Consider the following 23,313-nt stretch of genomic DNA (forward strand, 5'->3'; position numbering starts at 1 on the left):
GGTGCCGAGCGCTGCGCGCTTACTGGGCGACCTGGGTGATCTCGAAGGGCTGGGGGTTCTGCGAGGCGTGCGGGTGCTCGCCGCCGACGTAGACCTTGAGCTTCTTCAGCTGGGCACGACCAAGCTTGGTGTGGGGCACCATGCCCTTGATGGCCTTCTCCACGACGAACCGGGGGCGGGTGGCCAGCAGCTCGCGGTAGGAGGTGGCGGTGAGGCCGCCGGGGTAGCCGGAGTGGCGGTAGGCGAACTTCTTGTCCGCCTTGCCGTGGGTCAGGACGACCTTGTCGGCGTTGATAATGACGACGTAGTCCCCGCAGTCCTCGTTGGGGGCGAACTGGGGCTTGTGCTTCCCACGGAGCAGGATCGCGGCCTGAGCGGCCAGGCGGCCCAGGACGACGTCGGTGGCGTCAATGACATACCAGTTCTTCTCGACGTCGCCGGGCTTCGGTGTGTACGTGCGCACGGGCGTTGCCTTCGTTTCTCTTGGCGTGTGGGCGCGCGAAACGGCGTAGAAGCGTCACTGTTCCGCGAGACCACCATGGTCAGGTGAGTGGTCGGAGCACAGGCGATCCGGGGCGAGTGGGACGGCACCGCAGACGCACTCGTGTGCTGCACGACGGTTCCCCACCATACCGGCGCGCCGGACAGGGGGTCAAAAGGTCCGGCCGACCGGCTGGCGTGAATCGTAACACTCAGGTACCGCCCCGAGTCGGGGCCGGAGAAGGCCCCACACGTCCCGCCCGTACGGCCCGGGGCCCAGTGATGTGAGCACCGCCCTCCCCTACACGTCACCCACGCTCCCGAAGGTACGGCCCTGGGTGAGCAGGTGCACCCGCCCCCCTACACGTCACCCACACGGCCTGAGGCCTCCTCTAGTCGCAGCCGCACCCGGTGGCAGGCAGCCCGGCAGACGTCCGACCACCCGCTCCGGCGCCGCTCGTCCCGGCCCCGGAACCATCCGTCCCAGCGCCGCTCGTCCCGGCCATACCGGCACCCTCCGTCCCGGCGCTGGCGCCGTCCACTCCGGCACCCTCCCCAGGCAGCGCCCGCAGGACGCGCGCCCGCTCGGCCTGGACGGCGAGCTCAGCGTCGGCCGGGTAGGTGACCTCCTCCAGGGTCAGCCCGTGGGGTGGCGCGACCGGGGCCGCCGTCCGACGTGAGCGAGCGACCAGGAGCGTGCCGGGCCAGTCGGACCCCTTGCGCCCCTGCCCCACGGCCAGGGCGGCCCCGACCAGGGAACGGACCATGGAGTGGCAGAAGGCGTCGGCCTCGACCTCCAGGGTGACCAGTCCGGCGTCGGCCCCCTGCTCCACCCGCCGCCAGGTCAGGGACCGCAGGGTGCGCACGGTGGTGGCGCCCTGTCGGGGCCTGCAGTAGGACAGGAAGTCGTGCTCCCCGAGCAGGGGTGCGGCGGAGTCGGCCATGGCGCCTACGTCCAGGCGGCCGGGGACCCACAGGACGGTGGCGCGGCGGGCGGGGTCACGGGAGGCCAGGGCGTCGGCCACCCGGTAGGTGTAGCGGCGGGACAGGGCGGAGAAACGGGCGTCGAAGGCGTCCGGGACCACGGCGGCGGCGCTGACGACGACGTCGCTGGCCCCCCGGGGGACCGCACCGAGCCCGTGCCCGCCAGCACTGGCCTGGGCCTCACGGGCCAGGACCCCGGCCAGTCGGGTCAGCAGCGCCGCCTGGGGTGCGCGGCGGGAGCGGCCGGGCAGGCGCCCCCAGGCCTCCTCGTCCACGTCGAGGTGGGCCACCTGGTGGGCGGCGTGGACACCGGCGTCGGTGCGCCCCGCCACGGTCAGGCATACGTCCTGGCGCAGGATAGTGGCAAGGGCGCTGGTCAGGACCCCCTCGACGGTGCGCAGGCCGGGCTGGGCGGCCCAGCCGTTGAAGGCGGTGCCGTCGTAGGCGAGGTCGAGGCGGAGACGAGGCATGAGCACATCCTCCCACCCGTCCTGAGGCGGGGTCAGGAGGGTTATGCACGACCTCGGTGAGACCGTCCCGGATTTTGACGCAATCTGAGGATCAGAACCGGACCCACCCCGCCCCAGCCTCTGTACACCTAATGTCCACGCAGGTCACGGGCCTAGGTCCTGGCGCGTCCAGCAGTGCCCTCCGTTCTGATCCTCAGATTGCGACAGACGCTAGGGATCCGCAGCGACAGACGGTAGAGAGATAATGTGATAAATCGAATAATCAACCTAGGTTTGCGTCAGGACCCGCCACAGGTACCCCGAGCAGCCCCTCCAGCACCTGTCAGCTATTGGGGAACGCGCCCCGCCCGCCGCGGACGCACGAAGGTCGCCTCCAGGCTCCCGGGCCTGACCCAGAACACACCCCTACTCACCGCGGACGCGCCCTGGCGGCCGCGGACGCGCCCTGGACAGCCTCCGCGGTGAGCCTCCCCACAACCAGGGCAGGCCAATGGCGCACAGGAGCCAGCCGCCCGTTCTCACGAGCAATAAGTACCGTTCTCGCGACGAACAAGTACCGTTCTCGCGACGAATAAGTACCGTTCTCGCGACGAATAAGTACCGTTCTCGCGGAGGAGAGCGGGCCGCTACCCTGGGGCGGTGAGCAGCAACACGACCCTGTCCGTCGACTGCGGGGGCGGCGGGATCAAGGCCTCCGTCCTGAACAGTGAGGGCGCCATGGTCTCCCGCGCCGTCCGCACCCCTACCCCTTACCCCCTGCCCCCGGACCTCCTGGTGGAGACGATCGCGGGCCTGGCCGAGCAGCTGCCCACCGCCTCGCGGGTCACGGTAGGCATGCCGGGCATGATCCGCCACGGGGTCGTGGTGGCCACCCCCCACTACGTCACCAAGGACGGCCCCCGCTCCCGAGTCCTGCCCCACCTGGTGGAGGCCTGGCTGCGGTTCGACATGGGCACCGCCGTCAGCCAACGTCTGGGGCTGCCCACCCTGGTGCTCAATGACGCCGAGGTCGCGGGCGCCGGGGTGGTCACCGGCCACGGCCTGGAGATGATTGTGACCCTTGGCACAGGTCTGGGCAACGCGGTGTTCGACAACGGCGCCCTGGCCCCGCACGTGGAGGTCTCCCAGGGCCCGGTGCGCTGGGGCCTGACCTACGACGACTACATCGGCGAGCACGAGCGCCTGCGCCTGGGGGACGCCCACTGGTCGCGCCGGGTGCGCCGCGTGGTGGACGCCCTGCGCCCCATGTACCTGTGGGACCGCCTCTACCTGGGTGGCGGCAACTCCCGGCGGATCACGTCCACCCAGCTGGCCAGGATCGGCGACGACGTCGTGGTGGTGCCCAACGAGGCCGGCATGACCGGCGGCGCCCGCTGCTGGGACATGGTGCGCCCCTAAGCCACGCCCAGGCCGCCACACCCAGGATGCCGCGGACGGGGCATCCAAGCCGCCGCCACGCCCAGGCCACCGCGTGCCATTGGCGTCCGCCATCCTGACAGCGGTAACAGGCCACCGCACCCAGGATACCGCGGACGGCGCACCCGGGACGCTGCACCCAAGCCGCCGCAGACACCGCACCCAAGCCGCCACACACCCAGCTACCCTGGGCCACCTCCTCGGGCCCCACCAGGGACGGGATTTTTGTAAGATCTCCATACCGTATTTCCCTCCCCGAGGACAGTGAGGACCCATGAGCGCACACCGCGTCGTCATTATCGGCTCCGGGTTCGGCGGACTCTTCGCCACGCAGGCCCTGCGGCGCGAGGACGTCGCGATTACCGTCATCGACCGCACCAGCCACCACCTCTTCCAGCCCCTGCTGTACCAGGTCGCCACCGGCATCCTCTCCGAGGGGCAGATCGCCCCGAGCACCCGCGAGATCCTGACCCGCCAGAAGAACGCCAGGACCGTGGTGGGCCTGGTGGAGGACATTGACACCACGGCCCGCGTGGTCCGCTGGCGCCACCACAACGACCAGCACTCCACGCCCTACGACACCCTGGTCGTGGCCGCGGGGGCGGGCCAGTCCTACTTCGGCAACGACCACTTTGCCGTCTTCGCCCCCGGTATGAAGACCATTGACGACGCCCTGGAGCTGCGTAGCCGCATCTTCGGCGCCTTCGAGATGGCCGAGATCGAGAAGGACCCGAAGCGCCGGGCGGCCCTGCTCACCTTCGTCGTGGTGGGTGCCGGCCCCACCGGGGTGGAGATGGCCGGCCAGATCCGCGAGCTGGCCAGGGACACCCTGCGCGGTGAGTTCCGCCGCATTAACCCCGGCGACGCCCGGGTCATCCTGCTCGACGGCGCGCCCCACCCCCTACCGCCCTTCGGCCAGGGGCTCGGGGCCAAGACCCGCGCGGCCCTGGAGCGCCTGGGCGTGGAGGTGGTCATGCGCTCCGTGGTCACCGGCCTGGACGCCGAGACGGTCACCGTCAGGAACCTGGACACCCAGGAGGTCTCCACCATCCACTCGGTGTGCAAGGTCTGGGCCGCGGGCGTCCAGGGCTCCCCCCTGGGCCGGATCCTCGCCGAGCGCACGGGCGCCGAGGTGGACCGTGCCGGCCGGGTGGTGGTGGACAAGGACCTCACCGTGCCCGGGCACCCTGAGATCTTCGTCATTGGCGACCTCATGAGCGTGCCCGGGGTACCCGGGGTGGCCCAGGGGGCCATCCAGTCGGGGCGCTACGTGGCCCAGGCGATCCGACGCCGTCTGCGGGGCAAGGAGCCCCAGGGGCCCTTCACCTACCGGGACAAGGGCTCCATGGCCACCATCTCGCGCTACCGGGCGGTGGTCAAGATCCGCCGTCTGGAGGTGTCCGGGTTCGTGGCCTGGCAGATGTGGTGCTTCCTCCACCTGCTCTACATCGTGGGCTTTAAGAACCAGTTCTCCACGCTCATGGACTGGTTCTTCAGCTTTATCTCCGGACGACGTACCGAGCGCACGGTCACCAACCAGCAAATGGTGGCCCGCCTGGCCCTGGAGACCCTGGGGGCCGGCTCCTCGGGGAGGCTGGTGGCCGGTCAGGACGTGCTGACCGAGGAGCGCCACGACCACGACTAGGCCAGCGGACCCGGCCCCGGGGCCACCCGCACCCGAGGCAGCCGTTCTCACGACGAACAAGTACCGTTCTCACGGCAAACAAGTACCGTTCTCGCGAGCAATAAGTACCGTTCTCACGAGTAGGGGCCCGGTCACCTCTGGAGGTGACCGAGCCCCGTGCGCTCACGCGGAGGACGTCGGCTCAGGCCTTGGCCGCGCCCTTCTTGGCGACCGCGCCCTTCGTGTCGGCCTCAGTCTTGGCGGCCTCAGGCGCCTGGGAGATGGCAGCCTCCGCAGCAGCCTCAGCCTTCCGCAGCAACCTTGGCGGCGGCCTTAGGCGTCTCCTCGGCGTCCGCGTCCTTCTGGGCGGCCTCAGTCTTCTCAGCGGCCTCGGCGTCAGCGCCCTTCGTGGCGGCCTCGGCGTCCGCGCCCTCCTCAGCCTCGGCAGGAGCCTCCTCAGCGGCCTCAGCAGGAGCCGCCTCGGCCTTCCTCGCGGCGACGGCCCTCTGCGCGGCCCGCTTGGCGGTGGTCACGGCGTCGTCCACGACCTCCTTCTTGGCCACCGGCTCCAGGACCAGGGAGATCACGGCCATGGGGGCGTTGTCGCCCCTGCGCGGCATGGTCTTGATAATGCGGGTGTAACCGCCGTCGCGCCCCTCAAGCTGGGGGGCGATCACCTCGAAGAGACGGTACACGGCAAACTTGTCCGTGATCTTCTTCATCACCGTGCGCCGGGCGTGCAGGTCGCCACGCTTGCCCTTGGTAATGAGCTTCTCCACGTAGGGGCGCAGGCGCCGGGCGCGCGCCTCCGTCGTCGTAATGGACTCGTGGACAATGAGCTGGGTGGCGAGGTTGGCCAGCATGTGGCGCTCGTGCTGGGCGCTTCCGCCCAGGCGGGGACCCTTGGGGGGGCGAGGCATTGTTGTCTCCTAGTAGTTGACGAGCGGCTCTCAGGCCTGCTGCTCGTCGCTGAACGTGGGGTTGTTGGTGAAGTCGTCGTCCTCAGGATCGAAGTCGACCGGGGTGCCCTTGAGGGCCAGGCCCAGGTCGGCCAGCTTGTCCTTGATCTCGGAGATCGACTTGGCACCGAAGTTACGGATGTCGAGCAGGTCGGCCTCGCTGCGGGAGACCAGCTCGCCAACGGTGTGAATGCCCTCACGCTTGAGGGCGTTGGAGGAGCGGGCCTGCAGGTCCAGCTCGTCAATCATCATGGCGAGGTCCTCCTGGAGGGCCTCGTCCACCGGGGAGGGACCCACCTCAATGCCCTCGGCCTCGACATTGAGCTCCCGGGCCAGCCCGAAGAGCTCCACGAGGGTCTTGCCGGCGGAGGCCAGCGCGTCACGCGGGGTAATGGAGGCCTTGGTCTCCACGTCCACCACCAGGCGGTCAAAGTCCGTGCGCTGCTCCACGCGGGTGGCCTCGACGGCGTAGGACACCTTCTTGACCGGGGAGTAGATCGAGTCCACCGGGATCCGGGAGATCTCCGCCTGCGGGTCCTTGTTCTGGTTGGCGGACACGTAGCCCCGGCCGCGCTCGACCGTCAGCTCGATCTCCAGCTTGCCCTTCTCGTTGAGGGTGGCGATCACCAGCTCAGGGTTGTGGATCTCGACCCCGGCGGGGGGCGTGATGTCGCTGGCGGTGACGTCCCCGGGGCCGGACTTGCGCAGGTACATGACCACCGGCTCGTCGTTCTCGCTGGAGAGGACGATCTCCTTGATATTGAGGATGATCTGCGCGACGTCCTCCTTGACCCCCTCAATGGTGCGGAACTCGTGGGGGACGCCCTCAATGCGCACGCTGGTCACCGCCGCGCCCGGGATGGACGACAGCAGCGTGCGCCGCAGGGAGTTGCCGAGGGTGTAGCCAAAGCCGGGCTCAAGGGGCTCGAGGACGAACCGCGAGCGGCGGTCCTCCTCGACGACCTCCTCGGTGAGCGTGGGTCGCTGTGCGATGAGCACGTGGTTTCCTTTCGTCGCGGCGCCCGCTATATGACGCCGTTCCTGCTGGTGGTGGGGCGACGGCGCGGCCGCACCCGGTGCCCCGGCGGGACCGGTGGCCGACGACGGGGCACGCAGCGGACCGCCGTCGGCCACCGGGCTCAGACGTGACGACGCTTGGGGGGACGGCAGCCGTTGTGGGCCTGGGGGGTGACGTCGGTAATGGAGCCGACCTCCAGGCCGGCGGCCTGCAGGGAGCGGATCGCGGTCTCGCGGCCCGGGCCGGGGCCCTTGACGAAGACGTCGACCTTCTTCATGCCGTGCTCGGCGCCGCGGCGGGCGGCGGCCTCGGCGGCCAGCTGGGCGGCGTAGGGCGTGGACTTGCGCGAGCCCTTGAAGCCGACCTGCCCGGAGGAGGCCCAGGCGATGACCGCGCCGTGGGGGTCGGTCAGGGAGACAATGGTGTTGTTGAAGGTGGACTTAATGTAGGCGTGGCCGTGGGCGACGTTCTTGCGGTCCTTGCGACGCACCTTCTGCGCGCCAGAGCGGGTCTTGGGAGGCATGTTTCCTTCTTCGTGATGAGATCGTGTGCGCGCACCGGGGCGTCTCACGCCTGTGCGCAGGCGGTTGCTTTACTTGGCCTTCTTCTTACCGGCCACGGTGCGCTTGGGGCCCTTGCGGGTACGCGCGTTGGTCTTGGTGCGCTGGCCGTGCACCGGGAGGTGACGGCGGTGGCGCAGGCCCTGGTAGCAGCCGATCTCGATCTTGCGACGGATGTCAGCCTGCACCTCACGCCTCAGGTCACCCTCGACCTGGTAGCTGGAGTCAATGTGGGTGCGCAGCCTGACGAGCTCCTCCTCGGTGAGGTCCTTGACGCGCGTGTCCGGGTTGACGCCCGTCGCGGCCAGGGTCTCGGTGGCGCGGGTGCGGCCGATCCCGAAGATGTAGGTGAGTGCGACCTCGACTCGCTTCTCGCGAGGCAGGTCGACACCGGAAATACGTGCCACGGTGTGGTCTCTCCTGTGTGCTCCCGGAGGTCGTCACCCGTCTGTCCGCTATCGGCGGCCCCGGCCTCCGGGGACCGGGGGTCGCGACGCGACGCGCCGCGTGGGACGGGTGCTGTTCAGCGGCCACCTGGGTGGCCGGGTGGTGCTCAGCCCTGACGCTGCTTGTGGCGCGGGTTGGAGCAGATGACCATGACGCGGCCGTGGCGACGGATCACCTTGCAGCTGTCACAGATCTTCTTCACGCTCGGCTTGACCTTCATGATTGCCCTCCGCCGCCCCGTGAGGGGAGGCTTGTCACTTGTACCGGTAGACGATGCGGCCGCGGGACAGGTCGTAGGGGCTCAGCTCCACGACCACACGGTCCTCGGGGAGAATGCGGATGTAGTGCTGCCGCATCTTTCCGGAGATGTGCGCGAGCACAATGTGCCCGTTGTTCACCTCCACCCGAAACATTGCGTTCGGAAGGGCCTCGACGACCGATCCCTCGACCTCGATGACGCCATCCTTCTTAGCCATGTTCCTCCGCCGGTGCTTTCTCGCTCGAACTCCCCGACGACGACGCCGTCGGGTCAGCGCCCCCGCCCCCCTGCTCCACCTGCGAGGGGGAGTCCCCAGGGGATGGCCTGGGCGCGCCGACTGCCAACGATACGGCAGTATCCCGCTCCCCCTCCAGGCCAGAAGGCGCGTGATCGCGGTGTTTCCGGCCACATCTGCGGCGCTCCCTCAGGGCGGCGACGACCTGCCAGGCGGCGTAGGCCAGCAGCGCCACCCCGGCCAGGAGGCGCCCGACCTGCTTGACCTCGGGTCCCACCAGGGTCAGCAGGCGCCCCAGGACCGGCACGTGGTAGCGCTCCAGGCCCAGGACCTGGGCGGGCCTGACCGGGGCGGGGTCGGGGGCGGCGTTGGCGTCCCCCTGGATGGTGTAGGTGGTCGTGCCGTCGTCGAGCACGTTGAGCGAGACGATCCGGTGGGTGACCAGGTCCCTGCCGCCGGTGGCGCTCTGGTAGGTGACCACCGAGCCCACGCTCAGGCGGGTGGCCTGCTCCTCGCTCAGCGGCCGCACCACCACCAGCGAGCCCGCCGGGATGGTGGGGGCCATGGAGCCGGTCAGGACGGTCAGGGGCACCCAGCCCATGACGGTGGGCACCAGGGAGGCCAGGGCCACCACCGTCAGCGCCCCCAGGCCGACGACGGCCTCCAGCGCCCCCACGCCCCAGCGCAGCGCGCGCGACCGGGCCAGCCTCCTGACGGGGGAGGCGGACCCGGTCGGGACTGCGTGTCGCATGGGGGCGCCACCGGCTCACGCCGGGCGGCTCAGAGCGAGGGACGCATCTTCTGCTCGAGGACCACCTTGAAGGAGGGCACGTCCAGGGCCTTGCCCTGGCCCTCGGGGGCCTTCTGCCAGCCGGTGCCCTCGTGGGTGCCGTCGCCGTTGTTCTCGATAATGCCGGAGTGGGTGTTGTCCGCCCCGAAGGTGTACTGCACGAGGATCTTGACGTTGCAGGACTTGCCGTCGTCCGCGGTGGTAATGTCCGCGAGGTTGACGTTGCCGCAGTCGTAGGACGGCGTCGCGGTGACGCCCTCGGCCAGGGTGTAGCCCTCCTCCGCCACCACGCCCAGGGCGGCGTGGAGGTTCTTGCCCTGGAGGTGGAGGGTGACGGTGGTGGAGTACTCCACGACGTCACCGGGCACGATCTTGTCGGTGGCGGGGTCGAAGGGGACGGTGGCGTCGCCGTTCTCGTCGGTGGCGGCGGTGTTAATGGTCCAGGTGGGGGTACCGGTGGTGGTCAGGGACAGGGTGCCGGTGGCCACCCGGGACTCGGACAGGGTCTTCTCGTCATACCACCGAGCGAAGGTGGCGCCGGATCCGGCCAGGAGTGCGACGGCTGCACCTGTGGCGACCAGGGCACGGGTGGAACGGGACATGAGCATCCTCCTTGATGCATCGCGTAGGTTCGAGAGGGGAAGCAAGCAGTTCTGCTCACCGAGCAGAGACTACACCGAGCCTGGGACGGCGACAACCGCCCTCCTGGTCCCATAGCACCGGCTGCGTCACTCCCCCGCCGGGAGACCGGGTGGGACCTATGCGCCGCCTCGCCCGAGAACCGCTCCCCCCGCCCACGCACCGCCCTGAGGGGGCCGCCTACCCGCGGGCGGGGACGGGAGACGGCCGTTCTCGGCACCGTCGCCCTGTACACCGCAGCCTACCCGCGGGCGGGAGGCGAGCAGCGCCCGCGCCGCCGTCTCACCACCCCCGCGGGGGTGCGGCGCATGGGCCCCTAGCCGGCCCGCTCGGTCAGGGGCCTGGGCGCGATCCCGAAGGGGGCCAGGCCCTCCACCCCGCCGTCGGAGGCCGTGAGCACCCACACGCCACCGGGCACGAGCGCCACCGTGTGCTCCCACTGGGCCGCCCGGGAGCCGTCCTGGGTGACCACCGTCCAGCCGTCGTCGAGCTCACGCACGGCGGGCCCGCCCGCGGTCAGCATGGGCTCCACGGCCAGCACCATGCCGGGGCGCAGGCGCGGCCCCTTACGGCGCACCGAGTAGTTCAGGACGTCGGGGGCCATGTGCATCTGGGTGCCAATGCCGTGGCCGACGTACTCCTCCAGTATGCCCAGCTCCATGTCCTCACGCTCACGGGCCGCGGCCACCACCTCCTCGACGGCGTCGCCCACGGCGTTGAGGCGCTCGCCACGGCCGGTGGCCTGGCCCTCCATGGCGCGGGCCAGGGCGGCGACGGCGCTCCACAGGGCCTCACGGGTGGTGGTGTCCAGGACCCGGTCGGAGTCACTGGCGTAGCGCCCGCCCACCACCGTGGTGAAGGCCGCGTCCCCGTGCCAGGCGGTGCCCTCCTCGTCCAGGACGTAGGCGCCGCAGTCGAAGGTGACCAGGTCCCCCTCGGCCAGGACCCGCGGGCCCGGGATCCCGTGGACGACCTCCTCGTTGACCGAGACGCAGACGGTGGCCGGGTAGTCCTGGTAGCCCAGGAAGTTGGAGACCGCCCCCGCGCGCCGGATGGTCTCGGCGCTGACGGCGTCCAGCTCGGCGGTGGTCACGCCGGGGCGTACCGCCTCGCGCAGGGCGGCGTGGACGTCGGCCACGACCAGGCCCGCGCGCCGCATCTGGCGTACCTGGTCGGGTGTCTTGATCTGGATGTGGTCGCGGCCCAGCATGGTCTCCTCCTGGATAACGTGGTGGGTCAGGGGCAGGACGGCGACCCACCTACGCCACAGGCCTGCCGCGACCCGCTCTCAGGCCCCGACGCCCCGGGAGGCCAGTGCGGTCATGAGGCGGTCGGTGACCTCCTCCAGGGTACCGATCCCGTTGACGCGCACCAGCAGGCCACGCCGCTCGTAGAGGGCGGCCAGGGGCTCGGTGGCCTCGGCGTAGACCTCCAGGCGACGGCGGATGACGGGCTCGGTGTCGTCCGCGCGCCCCTGCTCGGTGGCGCGCTTGAGGAGCCGCTCAATGACGGCCTCGGCGTCGGCGGTGATCTCCACCACGACGTCCAGGGCCCGTCCGTCGCGGGCCAGCATGGCGTCCAGCTCGTGGACCTGGGCCTCGGTCCGGGGGTAGCCGTCCAGCAGGAACCCGTCTGAGGCGTCTGGCTGGGCCAGGCGGTCGGCGACCATGGCGTTGGTGACGGAGTCCGGGACGTACTCGCCCCTGTCCATGTAGGTCTTGGCCTGGGCGCCCAGGGGGGTGCCCCCCGAGACGTTGGCCCGGAAGATGTCCCCCGTGGAGATGGCGGGGACGGCCAGGCGCTGGCAGACGCGGGCGGCCTGGGTGCCCTTGCCGGCCCCGGGGGGGCCCAGGAGGACCATGCGTGCGCTCATGAGAGGAACCCTTCGTAGTGGCGCTGCTGAAGCTGGGAGTTGATCTCCTTGACGGTCTGGAGACCGACACCCACCATAATGAGGATAGTCGTGCCGCCGAAGGGCAGGTGCTGCGACAGGCCCAGCCAGATGACCGCCAGGGTGGGCAGGAGGGCCAGGACCACCAGGTAGAGGCTGCCCGCCGTGGTGACCCGGTTAATGACGTAGGACAGGTACCGGGAGGTGGGCTCACCGGCCCGGACGCCGGGGATGAAGCCGCCGTACTTCTTCATATTGTCGCTGATCTCCGCCGCGTCGAAGGTGATCGCCGTGTAGAAGAAGGTGAAGAACAGGATGAGGACGCCGTAGGCCGCCAGGTAGATGGGCTGGGTCTGCTGGAGGTTGGTCTGGATCCACTGCACCCACCCGCTGGTCCGGTCGCCGAACTGGGCCACGAGCTGGGGCACGGAGAGGATCGAGGAGGCGAAGATGACGGGGATGACGCCGGCGGTGTTGATCTTAATAGGGATGTAGGTGGTGGACCCCCCGTACTGGCGCCGCCCGATCATGCGCTTGGCGTACTGCACGGGGATGCGGCGGGTGGCCTGCTCCACGAAGACCACGGCCAGGGTGGCCAGGAGGACCACGGTGATAATGGCCAGGAACTTGCCCGTGCCCCCGTTGCCCCCGATGACGGAGGCCATGTTCTGGGGGAAGCGCGCCACGATGGAGGTGAAGATGAGCAGGGACATGCCGTTGCCGATGCCCTTCTCGGTAATGAGCTCGCCGAGCCACATAATCAGGCCGGTGCCCGCCGTCATGGTCACGATCATGAGGGCCAGGTTGACCGGCGAGGAGTTGGGGATGACCTTCGCCGTGCACCCGGGGAAGAGCTGGCCGTTGGCGGCGGTGGCCACAATGGTGGCGGACTGCAGGACGCCCAGGCCGATGGTCAGGTAGCGCGTGTACTCCGTGAGCTTGGCGGTACCGGACTGGCCCTCCTTGTGCAGCTCCTCAAAACGGGGGATGACCACGCGCAGCAGCTGGATAATAATGGAGGCGGTAATGTATGGCATAATGCCGAGCGCGAAGACGCTCAGCTGGAGCAGGGCCCCTCCGGAGAATATATTGACCAGGCCCAGCAGGCCCGCGTCCTGGCTCTGACCAATGCATTGCTGCACATTGGTCAGGTTGACGCCCGGCGTCGGCAGGACCGACCCGAGCCGGAACAGGGCCATAATGCCGAGGGTGAAGAGGAGCTTGGTCCGCAGGTCCGGTGTCCTGAAGGCCTGAGCGAAGGCGCGAAGCACTCGTCCCTCCCAGGAAGTCGCGTGTGGGTGGAGCGACCCCGGGTACGGCGTCGCGTGGTGGCACCGGTGGTGGCACCACAGGCCACCCTACCGCGTGCCGGGCCCGACCCTGAACCCCGGGGCCTGCGCGCCCGCCGCGGCCCTGGCCACGCCTGCCGCGGCCGCGCCCGCGGGTGCGAGCCTGCGTGCGCCCACCTGACCACACCCGCCGCGGCCGCGCACCTGAGGTGTGGGTGCGCCCCTACGTAGCGGTCCCCGGCCAGCAGTGCTGGCCGGGGACCGGGGAAGCAGGCAGGAGCGCTCAGCGGGCGGTGAGCGTGCCCCCGGCGGCCTCGACCTTCTCCTTGGCGGAGGCGGACCAGGCGTCGGCGGTAATGGTCAGGGCCACGGTGACGTCGCCACCGCCGAGGACCTTGACCGGCTGGTTCCTGCGCACGGCGCCCGCGGCGACGAGGTCCTCCACGGTGACCGTGCCACCGTCGGGGAACAGCTCGGCGATACGGCCGACGTTCACGGGCTGGTACTCCACCCGGTTGGGGTTCTTAAAGCCCTTGAGCTTGGGCAGACGCATGTGCAGCGGCATCTGACCGCCCTCGAACCCGGGGCGGACCTGGTAGCGGGCCTTGGTGCCCTTGGTGCCGCGGCCAGCGGTCTTACCCTTGGAGCCCTCGCCACGGCCCACACGGGTCTTGGCCTTCTTGGAGCCGGGAGCGGGACGCAGGTCGTGCAGCTTAATGACCTGCCCCTTCTCCTCCTGCGTGTTGCTGGTGTCAGCCATCTCAGACCTCCTCAACGGTGACCAGGTGGTGCACCGTGGCAATCAGGCCGCGCACGCTGGGGGTGTCCTCGCGCACGACGGACTGGCGGATCTTACGCAGGCCCAGGGTCTTGAGGGAGGCACGCTGCCGGTGGGTACCACCAATGCCGGAGCGGACCTGGGTCACCTTGAGCTGCTTGGTCGTGGTGGTAGCCATCACGCACCAACTCCTTCAGCGGCCTTCTCGGCCTCCTTCTTCTCGGCCTCGGCCCGCTTCTCGGCCTCCCCCTCGGCACGGGCCCGCAGCATGGACTGCGGGGCGACGTCCTCCAGGGGCAGGCCGCGGCGGGCGGCGACGGCCTCGGGCTGCTCCAGCCTCTTGAGCGCGTCCACCGTGGCGTGCACGATATTGATCGCGTTGGAGGAGCCCAGCGACTTGGACAGGATGTCGTGGACGCCGGCGCAGTCCAGCACCGCGCGCACCGGGCCCCCGGCGATGACGCCGGTACCGGGGGACGCGGGGCGCAGGAAGACGATCCCGGCGGAGTCCTCACCCTGGGTGATGTGCGGGATGGTGCGGCGGATCATGGGGACGTGGAAGAAGTTCTTCTTCGCGATCTCCACGGCCTTGGCAATGGCGGAGGGGACCTCCTTGGCCTTGCCGTAGCCCACGCCGACGGTGCCCTCGCCGTCACCCACGACGACCAGTGCCGTGAAGGTGAAGCGGCGGCCGCCCTTGACGACCTTGGACACGCGGTTAATGGCGACGACGCGCTCAATGTACTTGTCGTCGGTGCCGCGGCCGGAACGGTCACGGCGGTCGTTGTTGCGGTCACGGCGCCCGCGGCCCTCGCCGCGACGCTCGTCGGTGCTGCGGGCCGAGCCGTCGGACGACGCGGACCTGTCTCGCTGCGGTGCAGCCATCAGATGCTCCTTAGTTCTCTCGTCGTCCGGCGCTCACAGTACCAGGCCGCCCTCGCGGGCGCCCTCCGCGACGGCCGCCACACGACCGTGGTACTTGAATCCGCCCCGGTCGAAGACGACCGTCTCGATGCCCAGGGCCCTGGCGCGCTCGGCCACGAGCTCGCCGACCCTGTGGGCGGCACCGACCTTGTGGCCCTCCACGTCCGCGTCCCTGACGGCCTTCTCCAGGGTGGAGGCGGAGCACAGGGTGTGGCCGATGGTGTCGTCCACGACCTGGGCCACCATGTGGCGGTTGGACCGGGTGACCACCAGGCGCGGGCGCTCGGGGGTGCCGTTGACGTGCTTGCGCACGCGCTGGTGGCGGATCTTGCGGGCCGTCACCTTCCTGGCGGCGCCCTTGCCCCTCTTGATCGCGTAAGCCATGGTCACTTACCAGCCTTTCCGACCTTGCGGCGCACGTTCTCGCCGGCGTAGCGCACGCCCTTGCCCTTGTAGGGCTCCGGCGGACGGATCTTGCGGATGTTCGCGGCCACCTCGCCGACCTGCTCCTTGGAGATGCCGGAGACGGCGATCTTGAGGTTGCCGTCGACCTTGAGGGTGATGCCCTCGGGCGCCTCGACGACCACGGTGTGCGAGAAGCCCAGGAACAGCTCGATGGCGGTCCCCTTCTGGGCGGCGCGGTAGCCGGTGCCGACGATCTCAAGGTTCTTGGTGTAGCCCTCGGTGACGCCCACGACCATATTGTGGATGAGGGTACGCGACAGGCCGTGCAGGGAGCGCGAGAGGCGCTCGTCGTTAGGGCGGGTCACCAGGACGGAGCCGTCCTCCTGGCGGGTCACGCTCAGGGGCGCGGCGATGGTGCGGGTCAGGGTGCCCTTGGGGCCCTTGACCGTCACCTCCCGGCCGTTGATGGTGACGTCCACGCCGGCGGGGACCGGAACGGGAAGTCGTCCGATACGAGACATTGTTCTCCTCCGTTCCTTCTCTTACCAGACGTAGGCGAGGACTTCGCCGCCCACGCCCCGGGACTCGGCCTGCCGGTCGGTCAGGAGGCCGGAGGAGGTGGACAGGATGGCCACCCCCAGGCCGCCGAGGACCTTGGGCAGGTTGGTGGACTTGGCGTAGACGCGCAGTCCGGGCTTGGAGACGCGCTTGAGGCCCTGGATGGCGCGCTGGCGGTTGGCGCCGTACTTCAGGGTCAGGGTGAGCGTCTTGCCCACCGCGGCGTCGGCGACCTCGTAGGAGGCGATGTAGCCCTCGGCCTTGAGCATCGCGGCAATGTTCACCTTGAGCTTGCTCGACGGCATGGAGACGGAGTCGTGGTGGGCGTTGTTGGCGTTGCGCAGACGGGTCAGCATGTCTGCGATCGGGTCTGTCATAGTCATAAGTGGGCCTCGGCCCTTCCTCGTCGCGGTTTCCTCACCGGACCTGCGACGTAAGTTCTTACCAGCTGGACTTGGTCAGGCCGGGGAGCTCGCCGCGAAGCGCCATCTCCCGCAGGCAGATACGGCACAGGCCGAACTTGCGGTACACCGAGTGGGGGCGTCCGCAGCGCTGGCAGCGCGTGTAGGCGCGGACACCGAACTTGGGCTTCCGGTTGGCCTTCTCGATCAGGGCGGTCTTCGCCATGTCACTTCTCCTTGAAGGGGAAGCCGAGCTGCTTGAGCAGCGAGCGGGCCTCCTCGTCGGTCTTGGCCGTGGTCACCACGGTAATGTCCATACCGCGTACGCGGTCGATCTTGTCCTGGTCGATCTCGTGGAACACCGCCTGCTCCGTCAGACCGAAGGTGTAGTTGCCGTTGCCGTCGAACTGCCTGGGGCTCAAGCCCCGGAAGTCGCGGATACGGGGCAGGGCGATGGAGATGAGGCGGTCGAGGAACTCCCACATGCGGTCCCCGCGCAGGGTGGCGTGGGCCCCGATGGGCATGCCCTCACGCAGCTTGAACTGCGCGATGGACTTGCGGGCCCGGGTGACCTGGGGCCTCTGTCCCGTGATGGCGGCCAGGTCGCGCACGGCGCCCTCGATCATCTTGGAGTCGTGGGCGGCCTCGCCCACACCCATGTTGACGACGACCTTGACAATGCGCCCGACCTCCATCACGTTGCCGTGCTGGAACTCCTTGAGCAGGGCGGGGCGCACCTCCTGGACGTACCTGGTCTTCAGGCGGGGGGTGATCTTCTCGGTCATGGTCACAGGTCCTCCCCGGACTTCTTGGCGTAGCGCACCCGGACGGTACGCTTGCGGCCGTTGGAGCGCACACCCTGCTCGACCCGGAAGCCCACGCGGGTGGTCTTCTTGGTCTTGGGGTCGACCAGGGCCACCTTGCACAGGGGGATGGGGACCTCGACGGTCTCAATGCCGCCGGACTGCCCCTGCGCGTTCTGGCGGACGTGACGGGTCCTGAGGTTGACGCCCTCGACGAGGACCTTGTCCTCGGCGGGGAAGACGCGCAGGACGCGGCCCCGCTTGCCCTTGTCGCCGGGCTGGAGGGGGTCGAGGCCCTCGTCGGCGCGGCGGGCGTTGCGCTCGGCCAGCTTCTTGGGGTCCGAGGTGCGTCCGCGCACGACCTCGACCAGGTCGCCCTTCTTAATGCGTGCCATGTTCAGATCACCTCTGGGGCGAGCGAGACGATGCGCATGAACTTCTTCTCACGAAGCTCACGGCCGACGGGACCGAAAATGCGCGTGCCGCGCGGGTCGCCGTCGTTCTTGAGGATGACGGCGGCGTTCTCGTCAAAGCGGATGTACGAGCCGTCCGGGCGCCGACGCTCCTTGCGGGTGCGCACGACGACCGCCTTGACGACGTCGCCCTTCTTGACGTTGCCACCGGGGATGGCGTCCTTCACGGTAGCGACGATCGTGTCGCCGATACCCGCATAGCGCCGACCCGAGCCGCCGAGCACACGGATGCACAGGATCTCCTTGGCACCGGTGTTGTCGGCGACCTTCAGTCGCGACTCCTGCTGGATCATTGAGTGTTCTCCTGTCGTCGAGCCGGTTCTCGGCGTCCCGGGGGTCGCAGAGCCTAGCCGAACGTTCCTGATAGGTAATGCGCACTTCTCTGCCCGCCAGGGGGCGAGTGGAGTCCCGGTACCTCGCCAGACACAGGCACCCGTGGCACGAGGTCTCTGGCGGGCGCACCCGGGGCGCACGCAACTCCGTAAGCCTAGTGCACGCCGTGACGCGGCAAAACCTCAGGACGAAGTCCGCCCTTGTGCCTTTGCTCACCGACGCAAGACACGACGACGCCGCAGCCACCGGAAGTGGCTGCGGCGTCGGCTGGTGGACGGTCAGGTCACTTGGCCTTCTCCACGATCCGGGTCAGGCGCCAGCGCTTGGTGGCGCTGAGTGGACGGGTCTCCATGATCTCGACGAGGTCGCCCACGTGGGCGGTGTTGTTCTCGTCGTGCACCTTGTACTTCTTGGTGCGGCGCAGGACCTTGCCGTACAGGGAGTGCTTGTAGCGCTCCTCGACCAGGACGACGACGGTCTTGTCCATCTTGTCGGAGACGACGTAGCCGCGGCGGACCTTGCGCTGGTTTCGCTCGGTGGCCTGGGCCGTGGTGGGGGTCTGCTCGCTCACTTGGACTCCTCCGTGCTCGGTGCGGTGCGGATGCCGAGCTCACGCTCGCGCACGATGGTGTAGATGCGGGCAATGTCGCGGCGCACGGCCTTGAGCCGTCCGTGGTCCTCGAGCTGGCCGGTCGCCGAGGCGAACCGCAGGTTGAACAGCTCGGCCTTGGCCTTGGAGAGCTCCTCAGCGAGGCGCTCGTTGTCCATGCCGTCCAGGTCGGTGGGGGTCAGCCCCTTGGAACCGATAGCCATCAGACGTCACCACCCTCACGAGTCACGAAACGGGTCTTCATGGGAAGCTTGTGCTGCGCGCGGCGCATGGCCTCACGGGCGAGGGCCTCGTCGACACCGCCGAGCTCGAACAGGATGCGCCCGGGCTTGACGTTGGCGACCCACCACTCGGGGGCGCCCTTACCGGAGCCCATACGGGTCTCAGCCGGCTTCTTGGTCAGGGGACGGTCCGGGAAGATATTGATCCACACCTTGCCGCCGCGCTTAATGTGGCGGGTCATGGCGATACGGGCCGCCTCGATCTGGCGGTTGGTGACGTAGGCGGGCTCCAGGGCCTGGATGCCGTACTCACCGAAGGCGATGCTGTTACCGCCCTTGGACAGGCCCGAGCGGTGCGGGCGGTGCTGCTTACGGAACTTGGTCCGACGGGGGATGAGCACGGCTCAGGCCTCCGTTCCCTGCTCAGCGGCAGCGTTCTCGGCGACCGGCGCCTGCTCGGTCTGCTGCTCGGTACTCTGACGCGCGCCACGCTCACCGCGACGGCCGCCGCGACGGTCGGACCGACCGCCCCGACGCTGACCGGCCTCGGCCTGCTGGCGGGCGAACTCACGCTCGGTGAGGTCGCCCTTGTAGATCCACACCTTGACGCCGAGACGCCCGAAGGTGGTCTTGGCCTCGTAGAAGCCGAAGTCGATGTTCGCACGCAGGGTGTGCAGCGGCACGCGCCCCTCGCGGTAGAACTCGCTGCGGCTCATCTCGGCCCCGCCCAGACGGCCCGAGCACTGCACCCGGATGCCCTTGGCGCCGGCGCGCATGGCCGACTGCATGCCCTTGCGCATGGCCCGGCGGAAGGACACGCGGCTGGCGAGCTGCTCGGCAATGCCCTGGGCCACCAGCTGGGCGTCCAGGTCGGGGTTACGCACCTCGAGGATATTGAGCTGGACCTGCTTGCCGGTCAGCTTCTCCAGCGAGGCGCGCAGGCGCTCGGCCTCGGCGCCGCGCCGGCCGATGACGATACCGGGGCGGGCGGTGTGCAGGTCCACGCGCACCCGGTCGCGGGTGCGCTCAATGTCGACCTTGGAGATGCCGGCGCGCTCCATGCCGTCGCCCATGAGACGGCGGATCTTGACGTCCTCGGCCACGAAGTCGCGGTAGCGCTGGCCGGGCTTGGTGGAGTCGGCGAACCAGCGCGAGCGGTGGTCCGTCGTAATGCCCAGGCGGAACCCGGTCGGGTTGACCTTCTGCCCCATTACCGGGCTCCTTCCTTCTTGGCGGAGTCGGCCTTCTCGCCGACGACGATCGTAATGTGGCTGGTGCGCTTGAGGATCCGGCTGGCGCGCCCCTGGGCGCGGGGCCGGAACCGCTTGAGGGTGGGGCCCTCGTCGGCGTACGCCTCGACAATGAACAGGTCGTGCTCGTCGAACTGCTCCCCGTCCCGCTCCGCCTTGAACCTGGCGTTGGCGATGGCGGACTCAATGACCTTGCGCACCGGCACCGCAGCGGCCTGCGGGGCGAACCGGAGCACGTTGACGGCCTCCAGGGCGCGCTTGCCGCGGACCACGTCCACGATTCGGCGGGCCTTCATGGGCGTGGTGCGCACGTACTTGGCCTGCGCCTTAGCTTCCATAGTTCCTAAGCCTCTCTACTTCCGGCGCTCGTCAGCGGCGCGACTTGCGGTCGTCCTTGACGTGCCCGCGGAAGGTGCGGGTCGGAGCGAACTCGCCGAGCTTGTGGCCCACCATGGACTCGGTGACGAAGACCGGGACGTGCTTGCGGCCGTCGTGGACGGCGAAGGTGTGTCCGAGGAAGTCCGGGGTGATGACCGAACGGCGGGACCAGGTCTTGATGACGTTCTTGGTGCCCTTCTCGTTCTGGGCGTCCACCTTCTTCATGAGGTGGTCGTCGACGAAGGGACCCTTCTTCAGGCTGCGCGGCATATCAGGCTCCTATCAGCGCTTCTTGCCGGTCCGACGACGACGCACGATGAGGCGGTCGCTGGACTTGTTGGGACGACGGGTACGGCCCTCGGGCTTGCCCCACGGGGACACGGGGTGGCGGCCGCCGGAGGTCTTGCCCTCACCACCGCCGTGGGGGTGGTCCACCGGGTTCATGACCACGCCGCGGACGGTCGGGCGCACGCCCTTCCACCGCATGCGGCCGGCCTTGCCCCAGTTGATGTTGGACTGCTCGGCGTTGCCGACCTCACCGACGGTGGCGCGGCAGGCGGCCTCCACGTTGCGGATCTCCCCGGAGGGCATGCGCAGCTGTGCGTACTTGCCCTCCTTGGCGACCAGCTGGACGGAGGTGCCGGCGCTCCGGGCGATCTTGGCCCCGCCCCCGGGACGCAGCTCCACGGCGTGGACCACGGTGCCGGTGGGGATGTTGCGCAGGGGCAGGTTGTTGCCAGGCTTGATGTCGGCGCTGGGACCGGCCTCGACGATGTCACCCTGGGCAAGGTTGTTGGGGGCGATAATGTAGCGCTTCTCGCCGTCCGCGTAGTGCAGGAGGGCGATGCGGGCGGTACGGTTGGGGTCGTACTCAATGTGGGCGACCCGCGCGGGCACGCCGTCCTTGTCCGCGCGACGGAAGTCGATGAGACGATAGGCGCGCTTGTGGCCGCCGCCCTTGTGACGGGTGGTGATGCGGCCCGAGGAGTTGCGCCCACCGGTCTTGTGCAGGGGGCGGACCAGAGACTTCTCCGGCTTGGAGCGCGTGATCTCCACGAAGTCGGCTACGGAGGCGCCGCGTCGGCCCGGTGTCGTGGGCTTGTACTTACGGATTCCCATGTCAGTGTCCTACCTTCCGGTCACTGGGCCACGTTGCCGAAGATGTCGATGGTCCCCTCGCGCAGCGTGACGATCGCGCGCTTGGTGTCCTTGGACTTCCCGATGCCCGTGCGGGTGCGGCGCGTCTTGCCCTTGCGGTTCTGGGTGTTCACCGAGGCGACCTTGACCCCGAAGATGGCCTCGACGGCCTGCTTGATCTCGGTCTTGTTGGAGCCCGGAGCCACGATGAACGTGTACTGGCCGCGGTCCATGCAGGCGTAGGACTTCTCGGAGACCACCGGGGCGATAATGACGTCGCGGGGGTTCTTGGACTTCTCAAGGCTCACTTGGACTCCTCCTTGCCCCTGCCCAGGAAGTCCTCCAGGGCGCTGGCGGTGAAGACGACGTCGTCGGACTTCAGGACGTCGTAGGTGTTGAGCTGGTTGGCGCTGAGCAGGTGCACCTCGGGGACGTTGCGCAGGCTGAGCCGGGTCAGGTCGTCCTCGTGGGAGACCACGACCAGGGCCCTCTTGCGGCTCGTGAGGTGGCGCAGCGCGGCCAGCGCGGACTTGGTGGAGGGCACCTGGGAGGTGACGAACTCGGTAATGACGTGGACGCGGGCGTTGCGGGCGCGGTCGGACAGGGCGCAGCGCAGCGCGGCGGCCTTCATCTTCTTGGGGGTCCGCTGGGAGTAGTCGCGCGGCTGGGGACCGTGGACCGTGCCGCCGCCCACGAACTGGGGGGCGCGGGTGGAGCCCTGGCGGGCGCGGCCGGTGCCCTTCTGGCGGTAGGGCTTGCGGCCGCCGCCGCGGACCATGCCGCGGGTCTTGGTGGCGTGGGTGCCCTGGCGGGCCGCGGCCAGCTGGGCCACGACGACCTGGTGCATGAGGGGGATGTTGGGCTCGACGTCGAAGATCTCGGCGGGCAGCTCGACCGTGCCGGTCTTGGCGCCCGTGGGGTCCACGACGTCGATCGTCAGCGCCGAGGTGGTGGTCTCGGTCATGGTGTCAGGCTCCCTTCACCGCGGTACGGACGACGACGACCGCGCCCTTGGGGCCCGGGACGGCGCCGTTCACGAGGAGAACGCCCTTGTCGGCGTCGACGCCGCGGACCTTGAGGTTCTGGACCGTCGTGGTGGCGTGGCCCATGCGGCCAGCCATACGCAGTCCCTTGAAAATGCGGCCGGGGGTGGCGCAGGCGCCGACCGACCCGGGCTTACGGTGGTTACGGTGCGCACCGTGGGAGGCCGAGACGCCCTTGAAGCCGTGACGCTTCATGACGCCGGCGAACCCCTTGCCCTTGGAGGTACCGGTGACGTCGACCATCTGGCCGACCTCGAAGATCCCGGCGTCCAGCTCCTGGCCGAGGACGAGCCCACCGGTCAGGGGGGTGCGGATCTCGGCGACGTGGCGACGGGGGGCCACCCCGGCCTTGGCGAAGTGGCCGGCCATGGGCTTGGTCACCTTGCGCTCGTCGATCTGCCCGAAGGCCAGCTGGACGGCCTCGTAGCCGTCGTTCTCAACGGTCCGGATCTGGGTGACGACGTTGGTGTCCACGCGCACCACGGTGACGGGGCGCAGGACGCCGTCCTCGTCCCAGATCTGCGTCATGCCGAGCTTGGTGCCGAGCAGCGCCCTGACGGGCGCGCCGGCAGCCGGCTGGTTAAGCGTAGTCATGGCAGTCCTCAGAGCTTGATCTCGATGTTGACGTCCGCCGGGAGGTCGAGACGCATGAGCGAGTCGACGGCCTTGGGCGTCGGGTCGATAATGTCGATCAGCCGCTTGTGTGTGCGCATCTCGAAGTGCTCACGGCTGTCCTTGTACTTGTGCGGCGACCGGATGACGCAGAACACGTTCTTCTCGGTCGGCAGCGGCACCGGGCCCACGACCGTCGCACCAGCGCGGGTCACGACGTCGACGATCTTGCGCGCCGAAGAGTCAATGACCTCGTGGTCGTAGGACTTGAGCCGGATGCGGATCTTCTGTCCCGCCATGGCGCCAAACCTCTCTCGTACTTGCTT

Annotated in this window: 36 protein-coding genes; 2 read left to right on the forward strand and 34 right to left on the reverse strand. The window is 69.2% G+C overall.

Annotated elements, in window-relative coordinates:
- Positions 1 to 19: 19 nt before the first annotated feature.
- Both rplM and C3V41_RS06580 read right to left on the reverse strand, forming a co-directional pair.
- Positions 20 to 463, reverse strand: a complete 444-nt coding sequence (gene rplM / locus C3V41_RS06575) for a 50S ribosomal protein L13 (RefSeq protein ID WP_106109598.1) — start codon at positions 461 to 463, stop codon at positions 20 to 22.
- Positions 464 to 872: 409 nt separating this feature from the next.
- Positions 873 to 1,934 carry a tRNA pseudouridine synthase A gene (locus C3V41_RS06580; protein WP_106109599.1) on the reverse strand — a complete coding sequence of 354 codons (1,062 nt, stop codon included), beginning with the start codon at positions 1,932 to 1,934 and terminating at the stop codon, positions 873 to 875.
- Positions 1,935 to 2,573: 639 nt separating this feature from the next.
- Between C3V41_RS06580 and C3V41_RS06585 the strand changes: the two genes are divergently transcribed.
- Positions 2,574 to 3,332, forward strand: a complete 759-nt coding sequence (locus C3V41_RS06585) for an ROK family protein (protein ID WP_106109600.1) — start codon at positions 2,574 to 2,576, stop codon at positions 3,330 to 3,332.
- Between the two features lie 292 nt (positions 3,333 to 3,624).
- Positions 3,625 to 4,995, forward strand: a complete 1,371-nt coding sequence (locus C3V41_RS06590) for an NAD(P)/FAD-dependent oxidoreductase (RefSeq protein WP_106109601.1) — start codon at positions 3,625 to 3,627, stop codon at positions 4,993 to 4,995.
- 281 nt (positions 4,996 to 5,276) lie between these two features.
- On the opposite strand, the gene rplQ is transcribed toward C3V41_RS06590, so the two are convergent.
- The 32 genes from rplQ to rpsJ all read right to left on the reverse strand — a co-directional run bounded on the left by rplQ (position 5,277) and on the right by rpsJ (position 23,286).
- A complete protein-coding gene (gene rplQ / locus C3V41_RS06600; protein WP_106109602.1) occupies positions 5,277 to 5,894 on the reverse strand; it encodes a 50S ribosomal protein L17 in 618 nt (205 codons plus the stop codon).
- Positions 5,895 to 5,924: 30 nt separating this feature from the next.
- A complete protein-coding gene (locus C3V41_RS06605; protein ID WP_106109603.1) occupies positions 5,925 to 6,932 on the reverse strand; it encodes a DNA-directed RNA polymerase subunit alpha in 1,008 nt (335 codons plus the stop codon).
- 140 nt (positions 6,933 to 7,072) lie between these two features.
- Positions 7,073 to 7,474: a 30S ribosomal protein S11 gene (rpsK, locus tag C3V41_RS06610; RefSeq protein WP_106109604.1), complete on the reverse strand. Its 402-nt coding sequence runs from the start codon at positions 7,472 to 7,474 to the stop codon at positions 7,073 to 7,075.
- A 69-nt stretch (positions 7,475 to 7,543) separates the two neighbouring features.
- Positions 7,544 to 7,918, reverse strand: a complete 375-nt coding sequence (gene rpsM, locus C3V41_RS06615; RefSeq protein ID WP_106109605.1) for a 30S ribosomal protein S13 — start codon at positions 7,916 to 7,918, stop codon at positions 7,544 to 7,546.
- 146 nt (positions 7,919 to 8,064) lie between these two features.
- Positions 8,065 to 8,178, reverse strand: coding sequence for a 50S ribosomal protein L36 (gene rpmJ / locus C3V41_RS06620; RefSeq protein ID WP_008729428.1), 114 nt, complete (start codon positions 8,176 to 8,178; stop codon positions 8,065 to 8,067).
- Between the two features lie 34 nt (positions 8,179 to 8,212).
- Positions 8,213 to 8,434 (reverse strand): translation initiation factor IF-1, encoded by a 222-nt coding sequence (gene infA, locus C3V41_RS06625; RefSeq protein ID WP_106109606.1) that lies wholly within the window; start codon positions 8,432 to 8,434, stop codon positions 8,213 to 8,215.
- On the reverse strand, positions 8,427 to 9,203 hold the full coding sequence (locus C3V41_RS06630; RefSeq protein ID WP_106109607.1) for a signal peptidase I: 777 nt from the start codon (positions 9,201 to 9,203) through the stop codon (positions 8,427 to 8,429). Before C3V41_RS06630 ends, infA begins: the two co-directional genes overlap by 8 nt.
- A 29-nt stretch (positions 9,204 to 9,232) precedes the next feature.
- On the reverse strand, positions 9,233 to 9,844 hold the full coding sequence (locus C3V41_RS06635) for an alternate-type signal peptide domain-containing protein (protein WP_165271591.1): 612 nt from the start codon (positions 9,842 to 9,844) through the stop codon (positions 9,233 to 9,235).
- A 353-nt stretch (positions 9,845 to 10,197) separates the two neighbouring features.
- On the reverse strand, positions 10,198 to 11,091 hold the full coding sequence (map, locus tag C3V41_RS06640) for a type I methionyl aminopeptidase (protein ID WP_106109609.1): 894 nt from the start codon (positions 11,089 to 11,091) through the stop codon (positions 10,198 to 10,200).
- A gap of 78 nt (positions 11,092 to 11,169) precedes the next feature.
- Positions 11,170 to 11,754: an adenylate kinase gene (locus C3V41_RS06645; protein WP_254423506.1), complete on the reverse strand. Its 585-nt coding sequence runs from the start codon at positions 11,752 to 11,754 to the stop codon at positions 11,170 to 11,172.
- Positions 11,751 to 13,043, reverse strand: coding sequence for a preprotein translocase subunit SecY (gene secY / locus C3V41_RS06650; protein ID WP_106109611.1), 1,293 nt, complete (start codon positions 13,041 to 13,043; stop codon positions 11,751 to 11,753). The genes C3V41_RS06645 and secY overlap by 4 nt, the downstream gene beginning before the upstream one ends.
- Before the next feature lie 301 nt (positions 13,044 to 13,344).
- Complete coding sequence (gene rplO / locus C3V41_RS06655; protein ID WP_106109612.1) at positions 13,345 to 13,821, reverse strand: 50S ribosomal protein L15; 477 nt, start codon at positions 13,819 to 13,821, stop codon at positions 13,345 to 13,347.
- Position 13,822: 1 nt separating this feature from the next.
- On the reverse strand, positions 13,823 to 14,017 hold the full coding sequence (gene rpmD / locus C3V41_RS06660) for a 50S ribosomal protein L30 (protein WP_106110721.1): 195 nt from the start codon (positions 14,015 to 14,017) through the stop codon (positions 13,823 to 13,825).
- Complete coding sequence (gene rpsE, locus C3V41_RS06665) at positions 14,017 to 14,724, reverse strand: 30S ribosomal protein S5 (RefSeq protein WP_106109613.1); 708 nt, start codon at positions 14,722 to 14,724, stop codon at positions 14,017 to 14,019. Before rpsE ends, rpmD begins: the two co-directional genes overlap by 1 nt.
- Before the next feature lie 33 nt (positions 14,725 to 14,757).
- Complete coding sequence (rplR, locus tag C3V41_RS06670; RefSeq protein ID WP_106110722.1) at positions 14,758 to 15,147, reverse strand: 50S ribosomal protein L18; 390 nt, start codon at positions 15,145 to 15,147, stop codon at positions 14,758 to 14,760.
- A 2-nt stretch (positions 15,148 to 15,149) separates the two neighbouring features.
- On the reverse strand, positions 15,150 to 15,689 hold the full coding sequence (gene rplF, locus C3V41_RS06675) for a 50S ribosomal protein L6 (protein ID WP_106109614.1): 540 nt from the start codon (positions 15,687 to 15,689) through the stop codon (positions 15,150 to 15,152).
- Positions 15,690 to 15,710: 21 nt separating this feature from the next.
- Positions 15,711 to 16,109, reverse strand: a complete 399-nt coding sequence (rpsH, locus tag C3V41_RS06680; protein ID WP_106109615.1) for a 30S ribosomal protein S8 — start codon at positions 16,107 to 16,109, stop codon at positions 15,711 to 15,713.
- A gap of 58 nt (positions 16,110 to 16,167) precedes the next feature.
- On the reverse strand, positions 16,168 to 16,353 hold the full coding sequence (locus C3V41_RS06685; RefSeq protein WP_106109616.1) for a type Z 30S ribosomal protein S14: 186 nt from the start codon (positions 16,351 to 16,353) through the stop codon (positions 16,168 to 16,170).
- Between the two features lies 1 nt (position 16,354).
- Entirely contained in the window at positions 16,355 to 16,912 is a 558-nt protein-coding gene (gene rplE, locus C3V41_RS06690; RefSeq protein ID WP_106109617.1) for a 50S ribosomal protein L5, read from the reverse strand.
- A gap of 2 nt (positions 16,913 to 16,914) precedes the next feature.
- Positions 16,915 to 17,325 (reverse strand): 50S ribosomal protein L24, encoded by a 411-nt coding sequence (gene rplX, locus C3V41_RS06695; protein WP_106109618.1) that lies wholly within the window; start codon positions 17,323 to 17,325, stop codon positions 16,915 to 16,917.
- Positions 17,326 to 17,327: 2 nt separating this feature from the next.
- Positions 17,328 to 17,696, reverse strand: coding sequence for a 50S ribosomal protein L14 (rplN, locus tag C3V41_RS06700; protein ID WP_006548393.1), 369 nt, complete (start codon positions 17,694 to 17,696; stop codon positions 17,328 to 17,330).
- Positions 17,697 to 18,019: 323 nt separating this feature from the next.
- Positions 18,020 to 18,307 (reverse strand): 30S ribosomal protein S17, encoded by a 288-nt coding sequence (gene rpsQ / locus C3V41_RS06705; protein WP_106109619.1) that lies wholly within the window; start codon positions 18,305 to 18,307, stop codon positions 18,020 to 18,022.
- Positions 18,304 to 18,549, reverse strand: a complete 246-nt coding sequence (rpmC, locus tag C3V41_RS06710) for a 50S ribosomal protein L29 (protein ID WP_003781894.1) — start codon at positions 18,547 to 18,549, stop codon at positions 18,304 to 18,306. Before rpmC ends, rpsQ begins: the two co-directional genes overlap by 4 nt.
- Positions 18,549 to 18,968 carry a 50S ribosomal protein L16 gene (gene rplP, locus C3V41_RS06715; RefSeq protein ID WP_106109620.1) on the reverse strand — a complete coding sequence of 140 codons (420 nt, stop codon included), beginning with the start codon at positions 18,966 to 18,968 and terminating at the stop codon, positions 18,549 to 18,551. The genes rpmC and rplP overlap by 1 nt, the downstream gene beginning before the upstream one ends.
- Positions 18,969 to 18,971: 3 nt before the next feature.
- Complete coding sequence (gene rpsC, locus C3V41_RS06720) at positions 18,972 to 19,778, reverse strand: 30S ribosomal protein S3 (protein ID WP_106109621.1); 807 nt, start codon at positions 19,776 to 19,778, stop codon at positions 18,972 to 18,974.
- Positions 19,778 to 20,155, reverse strand: coding sequence for a 50S ribosomal protein L22 (rplV, locus tag C3V41_RS06725; protein WP_106109622.1), 378 nt, complete (start codon positions 20,153 to 20,155; stop codon positions 19,778 to 19,780). The genes rpsC and rplV overlap by 1 nt, the downstream gene beginning before the upstream one ends.
- A 31-nt stretch (positions 20,156 to 20,186) precedes the next feature.
- Positions 20,187 to 20,465, reverse strand: coding sequence for a 30S ribosomal protein S19 (gene rpsS / locus C3V41_RS06730; RefSeq protein ID WP_006548387.1), 279 nt, complete (start codon positions 20,463 to 20,465; stop codon positions 20,187 to 20,189).
- 12 nt (positions 20,466 to 20,477) lie between these two features.
- Complete coding sequence (rplB, locus tag C3V41_RS06735) at positions 20,478 to 21,314, reverse strand: 50S ribosomal protein L2 (protein ID WP_106109623.1); 837 nt, start codon at positions 21,312 to 21,314, stop codon at positions 20,478 to 20,480.
- A 20-nt stretch (positions 21,315 to 21,334) separates the two neighbouring features.
- On the reverse strand, positions 21,335 to 21,640 hold the full coding sequence (rplW, locus tag C3V41_RS06740; RefSeq protein WP_106109624.1) for a 50S ribosomal protein L23: 306 nt from the start codon (positions 21,638 to 21,640) through the stop codon (positions 21,335 to 21,337).
- On the reverse strand, positions 21,637 to 22,296 hold the full coding sequence (gene rplD / locus C3V41_RS06745) for a 50S ribosomal protein L4 (protein ID WP_106109625.1): 660 nt from the start codon (positions 22,294 to 22,296) through the stop codon (positions 21,637 to 21,639). Before rplD ends, rplW begins: the two co-directional genes overlap by 4 nt.
- 4 nt (positions 22,297 to 22,300) lie before the next feature.
- A complete protein-coding gene (gene rplC / locus C3V41_RS06750) occupies positions 22,301 to 22,969 on the reverse strand; it encodes a 50S ribosomal protein L3 (protein WP_106109626.1) in 669 nt (222 codons plus the stop codon).
- Positions 22,970 to 22,977: 8 nt separating this feature from the next.
- Positions 22,978 to 23,286: a 30S ribosomal protein S10 gene (gene rpsJ, locus C3V41_RS06755; protein WP_005987219.1), complete on the reverse strand. Its 309-nt coding sequence runs from the start codon at positions 23,284 to 23,286 to the stop codon at positions 22,978 to 22,980.
- Positions 23,287 to 23,313 lie beyond the last annotated feature (27 nt).

Origin of the sequence: Actinomyces sp. oral taxon 897 (genome assembly GCF_002999235.1) — a bacterium.
In the GTDB taxonomy this organism is placed as follows: Bacteria; Actinomycetota; Actinomycetes; order Actinomycetales; family Actinomycetaceae; genus Actinomyces.